The following is a 5,144-nucleotide window of genomic DNA, read 5'->3' as shown; positions in this document are numbered from 1 at the left end:
ATCCACGGTGAGGTCCAGCACCCAATAGTCGTGTTCAGCGGTGATTGTTTGGTGCAGCGGTGCCAGATAATCCGGGTCCAGAACGCTTAACTCAAACTGTGGACGCGGTAAGCGGTTGTACCACCAGATAGCTGTTGCATCACGCTCAAGCAACTCAAATAAAGCCTGTAAGATGGCTTCTTCCAGATTATTACCAGCGGCACAGCCATTAGAGTGCCATTTGCCAAAGCGGTCTTCTTCAAACGGCGTATTGGCAAAGCAGCAAACGGTGGGCACAAAGACTTTTTCATCGCGTGTAAGCGACCACAGAGCAGTCCAATTGACAGCCTCTCCAGTATAGGAAAGCGCGGCTTGCTTACGCTGAGATTCTGAGTCCGCAGGGTCCGCAAAGCGCGCATACTGCAGCTCGCTGTAGGGTAACAACTGAGAAAAGCTATAACTGCGAGCGTCCAGCTGATGAGCCTGTGCGACTTGAGTTAGCTCATCGCCCACATACTGTGCATTTTTACGTTCGACAGCTTCGCATAATGCACTGGCCTTAGACTGTTCGTGTGTGACGCCTTTGCCTAAGCAAACTTGTACAAAGCTTTGTGAATCAATGTTTTCTGAAGCCCTAACGGTTGGGGTTTTAAAAAATGCTGTTCTATAAATTATGATTGGGGTGTCGCTATTTTGTGAAATAGGCTCCAGGTGAGTAATTGCCCCGACTTTTGTACCTACAAATGGCATTAATCGTTCAACAGTCGCTTTAGCAGTTTGAATACGAGAGCCGCCATCGGAATTTGTTACCATCGCTGAAGAGGCTAGGGTGATATGGTGATCAACACTAAGAGGTGAGTTGAGCCTCAGTGGCACCACATACTCCTGAGTATTAAAATCTCTGATATCAATACATAACAGTGTCTGTTTTTCTGTATCGATATGATGATTTAAGCACATGCTTAAACTGTAGAGGTTTTTTTTCAGGTATGTGGCAGTATCCTCATTAGTTGGTGGGTTGACGTCCTGTCCAGGCAACTTTTTGGATAAGTAGTGTATTACTGGTTTATTGTGCAATAAGAGCTTTCTTAGTGTCGTAAAGTCGCCATAGTTACTGAGCTTAGGTGTGATGCTTACCGTGTGCCCAGAAACTTCAATCAGATAACCAGGCACATTCTCACTGGATAATGTCCTGTTGAGCTTGTCACAAAGGAAATTTTCAGTGATTTGGATGTGGGTATCAGGCAGTTTACTAATCAACCTATTTAAAGTGCCATCACTTTCGAGTGAGTTATTGATATTACGTGCATACTCTGAGACCGGCCCTACGAGTTGTAAAAAAGTCCCTTTATGCAGGAAATTGCCAACATATCTCAAGAAGTGGTTGGCATCTTCATGAGAGGTAGGTTCATCTATAATCGACTTGATAGTTCGCTTACCATCAATACACGATATAAGAGGGAAGTCCTGATTGCTGAACAAAACCTCACCATCAGTAGATATTACAACAATATCACTGTTATTTAGGATGATAGGTTTATATTGAGGTTGCCAGCCAATTATCAAGTCAAAATTAAGTGTCATAAATTGAATAGAGGCCTTGGGTTATTTTGCAAAATATCTGAAATTTGCTCATTGCTAAGACTGGGCATTTCATTGGCCATTTGTGCAAGGTCAAAATGAAGGTGGTCCGGGTGAGGGTAATCACTCCCAAAGATGAGCTTTTCGTGACCTATCGCGTTAACCGTTTCACTTATAGGCTCTCCAATTTCAACACCAACCCAACAGTGTCTGATAAAGTATTCAGATGGGCGCATTCTTATATTGGTATGTGTGATGGATGGAAACTCGTTGTGACAAATATTATCCAGCCTCCATAACCAGTGGGGTACCCATGAACAACCAGCTTCCAGAAAGGCTATTTTCAATTTGGGGTTGCGCTCAAAGACGCCAGACTCGAGAAGAGAAACAAATGCCATTTGTGCCTCCATTGGATGAGAGCACGCATGGAGTGAGAATCGATTCTTGAATCGGTCCATACCAACAGTCTCACCTTGCAAGTGTGTACCTCCATGGAATGTAACTGCTAATTCATGATGTGCACATGCTTGCCAAAATTGTTCGTATCGCTCATCGCCAAGCGATATGCCAAGTATTGGTTCTGGTCTTAGCGCAAGAGCACTCCATCCCTTTCGCACAGCATCTTCAACTTGTTCTAGTAAGGAGCTGGGATCATGACGGCTAATCAGATAAGCTGGAATAAGTCTGTCTTTGGCATAATTGCAATAGTCCTCAATCCAACGGTTATAGCCTTTCGCAAACTCCAGCGATGTCAGCGCATCTACCTTACTGTGATTTACGATAAGGCCAGCAAAAGTAGGATATATGATTGCTTTATCCACACCCGTTCTGTTCAGTTCTTCTAGGTGATCAATTGGATTTGTAGCAGAAAGTCGTTCATTGATACTTTCGCTATTGATTAGCGCTGAGGCGATTTGTAGATCTTTACCCCAGTTACTGAATACAGGTTCTTCACCGACCATATAGCTCGGAGGAATAGGGAGTTGCTTGCCCGATTCGTCTTTCAGGTCAATTTCCGCACTTGCAGGTTTTAACCAGATAGGCGTTTTTTCGTATACATCTTTGCTTATATATTCTTTCCAGATTTCAACTGGCTCAATTACGTGTCTGTCACAATCAATGACTTTTTGCATGCTAAAAATTACTCTCTTTCGTATATAGTAGGGCAGAATCGTTCATCATTAATTACTAGTGCATAACCGTAATCTTCTACGTTATTATCAAATTCAACCTCGTCCGTGAAAAGGCCAACGGTGATGACGATTCTGTCTGTTGGAGATTCGTTAGGGTAACTACCATGTAGAGCATTGAAATCATGGAAACTGATCCCACCCAGGGGTAGTGTCACTTGTTCCTCTTTCCAATTCTGAGTTTTGTAGAAGTTTTGTAAGAGAGGCACTTGTGAGTTTATATTTTGGATTTCGCCACCTGTATGCTCAAGCGTTGGCTCCCATGTATGTGAGCCTGGTACGATAACCAGTGGGCCAGAGTTTGAATTAATATCAACCAGAGGGATCCAAGCAGTCAGAGTACCCTTTTTAAAAAAAGGCATATGTTGCGAATCTCTATGAAATCCTACGTTGCCCTTGGATTGGGACCCACTCGGTTTGTAAAATAGTTGGCATCCCCATACATTTATTTTTGAAGCACCTGTTAGTTTGGCTGCTAGATTACCAATTTGAGATTGTGTAATTGCCTGATAAATACGTTCATCCGACATGTGTATCTGTGTCAGACGAGTTAATTCTGAGTTGCCATCGCCAAAGTGACACCAAGGCTGAACTCCTGTTTGGTATTCTTTTTCGAGGACTTGTTTCACACCCTGTTTGGCTTTAAGTAGTAAATCTATATCCAGGATAGGTTGGTCAAAAACGGCATAGCCGTTTTCGGAGAAAAAGTTTTTTACCGTCATTTTAATTCGAGGCCATTTATTAAAATGGCCTCACTCCAGGTTATCAGGTACTGGTGAATGGCTGATTTGCTCGAGCTGCGACAAGGTCTGCAAGTGCCATTGGGGAGACATCTTCAGAGTAATCTGGTGCAGGCAAGTCAATAAACAGCGTGCTGGTGTATTCGTTTACGTTATACACTTTTTCCCCAGCCTCTTCTGTAGCCGGCTCTTTGCTTGCATATGAAAGATAGATGTTTAGTTCATCAGCAACTTTATATCCCAAGTTTTCCAGCAAAACAGGGTAATCTCTTAGATTTGGCTTAGTAACAGGATCAATACACTCAGTTGTACTCAAAGCCCAGTTATAAGAGATCAGGCGAGGTACAAAATGCAACCAGCTGTAGTCGTCATCAACACCTTCGCTTCCGCCTCTGTCTGAATTTTCAACTTCATTACTGCCTATGGCAGAGTTTATGTTGCTATAGCCACTAGCTTTATGACTTGAATTTGAATCGACCAGAGCATCTATTTTTAGGTTTAGCGGGGTATGTTCAGAAGAAGTTGAACTAGCTGGATAATGAAATAATTGAGAAAATGGAAAAAATCTTTGCATTGATATGTAGTCCGATAACACGCTACTTCTCTCCGCATTTATACTATGGGGCGGTAGCTTGACTTCCAAGTCTATCAGTAAGTTTCTCCAACCATTTTTACTGGACCAAAAGGTAGATGAGTCATATATTGGTGTCCGACTATCTTCATTTCTTTCGCAAATGTTAATGATTGAGTACTGTTGACTCGCGTCTTTACCTGTCAGGTTTGATAATAGGCTCACCCCATGTGAAGCACTGCCGTCTTTGTTAAAATGGGTGTATTCTCGGATATTAGAAATACCCAGATTCTTCATTATGTAAAAAAGTCGGTTTTCCCCCGCGTTAGCTAATACGCGTTCCTTGTTGTCCCATAAATAAGATATTATCTTTTGGAAGGCAATATCCCACTCAGAGTTTGTTGTCACTTTCCAGTTAATTTCATTTGTGCTGTTTGTCATGGTAGTTCCTTTTGCTTACAGATTTTCGACCTGTTACTCGATACGAGTATAATTAACACAGCGTTTGTAGTGAAGGCTTTCCTTTTTAAGTTTCATCAATCAATAGCTATAGAATTTGGTCAGGCTTGAAATATTGTGACAGTAGTGTAACTCACAGCTCTTGTCGTTAAATATACAACCCTTGCTGATTAATCGTCTTTTCCGTCAATGCTTTATCCAGCCAACCGAGTTTGACAGGTGTCTCATAAAGCCGTGGATTACCTAGTTGTGGCCAGATGTGGCACAGCCCGGGTACAAAGACTTTAGCAGTGCTCAGTGGAATAGGCGAGCGTGAATAATCCAGTGCCAGTGTTTCCATATCCAGATTGTTTAACTGTTCAACAATGGCCAGAATATCACCCTTCAGATCACCGCTTTGTGTTAGTTGATAGCTTGCACGAGGTGCATTGGCCTCAGGCTGAAGGAAACTAGCATCGGTAATGGCATCAAAATCAAAGGGGGCACCATTTTGGTCCCGGATAGGAATAAGCTGACATAACTCAGTGAGCGCACGTTGTGCGGCCATTTCGGGTTTTAAGTGGCAGCCGAAGCCAAATACATACCCCTGAGTTGCTTTGTTACGGCCAATCGCTGCCATCACGG

5 protein-coding genes are annotated in these 5,144 nt (G+C 42.8%); all 5 read right to left on the bottom strand.

Annotated elements, in window-relative coordinates; translation table 11 throughout:
• Nucleotides 1-1,563, bottom strand: a 1,563-nt coding sequence (locus tag PRUB_RS00105) for a YcaO-like family protein (protein ID WP_021032679.1), incomplete at its 3' end; no start/stop codon positions are given.
• Entirely contained in the window at nt 1,560-2,693 is a 1,134-nt protein-coding gene (locus PRUB_RS00100; protein WP_010380431.1) for an amidohydrolase family protein, read from the bottom strand. The genes PRUB_RS00105 and PRUB_RS00100, both read right to left, overlap by 4 nt.
• An 8-nt stretch (nt 2,694-2,701) precedes the next feature.
• The gene (locus tag PRUB_RS00095) at nt 2,702-3,472 is read right to left on the bottom strand and encodes a phytanoyl-CoA dioxygenase family protein (protein WP_010380432.1); all 771 of its coding nucleotides are present in this window, start codon (nt 3,470-3,472) and stop codon (nt 2,702-2,704) included.
• 43 nt (nt 3,473-3,515) lie between these two features.
• On the bottom strand, nt 3,516-4,502 hold the full coding sequence (locus tag PRUB_RS00090) for a hypothetical protein (RefSeq protein WP_010380434.1): 987 nt from the start codon (nt 4,500-4,502) through the stop codon (nt 3,516-3,518).
• Between the two features lie 166 nt (nt 4,503-4,668).
• The coding region (locus tag PRUB_RS00085) for a YcaO-like family protein (RefSeq protein WP_040644439.1) at nt 4,669-5,144 on the bottom strand (476 nt) is incomplete at its 5' end.

This window comes from Pseudoalteromonas rubra, assembly GCF_000238295.3.
Taxonomy (GTDB): Bacteria; Pseudomonadota; Gammaproteobacteria; order Enterobacterales; family Alteromonadaceae; genus Pseudoalteromonas; species Pseudoalteromonas rubra.
The sequence above is the reverse complement of the archived record's forward strand: the minus strand, read 5'-3'. Positions and strand labels throughout refer to the sequence as shown.